At 63.1% G+C, this 775-nt stretch carries 1 protein-coding gene; it reads right to left on the bottom strand.

Going from position 1 to position 775, the window contains the following annotated elements:
* On the bottom strand, window positions 1-732 hold a 732-nt coding region (locus AWB81_RS46320; protein WP_159939048.1), incomplete at its 3' end, for an IS66 family transposase.
* Window positions 733-775 lie beyond the last annotated feature (43 nt).

The raw sequence follows: 775 nt of genomic DNA, 5'->3' as shown, positions 1-775 counted from the left end.
GGTGTCGTCCACGTGCATGCGGGGCGCCTGCAACTGATGAACCCGCAGCGGTGGCAGCAGCACTTCGAGCAACTCGGCCGCCGCGAGCTTCCATTCGCACAGCGTCGCCCGAGGCAGGTACACGCCACGGCGCGCGTAGCGCATCTCCTGACGGTTTAATGGCAGATGATCGACATAGGTGTTGACCAGAATGTTTGCCAGCAGGCTCGCGCTCGCATTGCTCTTCGGCAGCGGCGACGGCTGGGCGCTGGCGGTCACTATGGTCGAATCGCCATCTTTCTTCGCTGCGTACTTGAAGCGAACGTGCTCGATGACGGTGAGCCTGGACGGCTCGTAGTGCAGCGTCTCGCTGCGCTCGTCGCCGATGCGCTCGAGCGTATCGAATGCGGCCTTCTGTTCGTCGCTCAGGTCGTATTCGACGCGCGTGCGGGGCAGGTCCTTCGACAAAGCAGGACGGCCCTTGCGGGTGTGGCCCTCAACCTGAACCTTGGCGGGTTCGGGTGGCACCGGAAGATCTGAGGCGGCATCGAACAATTCCGCCTGGCCTGCCAACCGCTCGGAACTGACGCCGAAGTGTGCACGGTTCAACTGGGCAATCTGGTGCTGCAGGCTTTCGAGTTGCTCCCATAGCACCCACGCGAGCCGATTCTGTTCGAGCGCGAATGCCTGCAGCGCCTCGGGCTCGATCGGCAGATCCGCGACAGTGATGGCGGCGGGCGACATGTCGATCATGATGCCCAACTCGCGCGTCGTTTACAAGACTCGTGAGCGTCGA

The organism is Caballeronia arationis (assembly GCF_001544975.2).
In the GTDB taxonomy this organism is placed as follows: Bacteria; Pseudomonadota; Gammaproteobacteria; order Burkholderiales; family Burkholderiaceae; genus Caballeronia; species Caballeronia arationis.
Note: the sequence above shows the minus strand (reverse complement) of the source record. Positions and strands in the feature narration are given on the sequence as shown.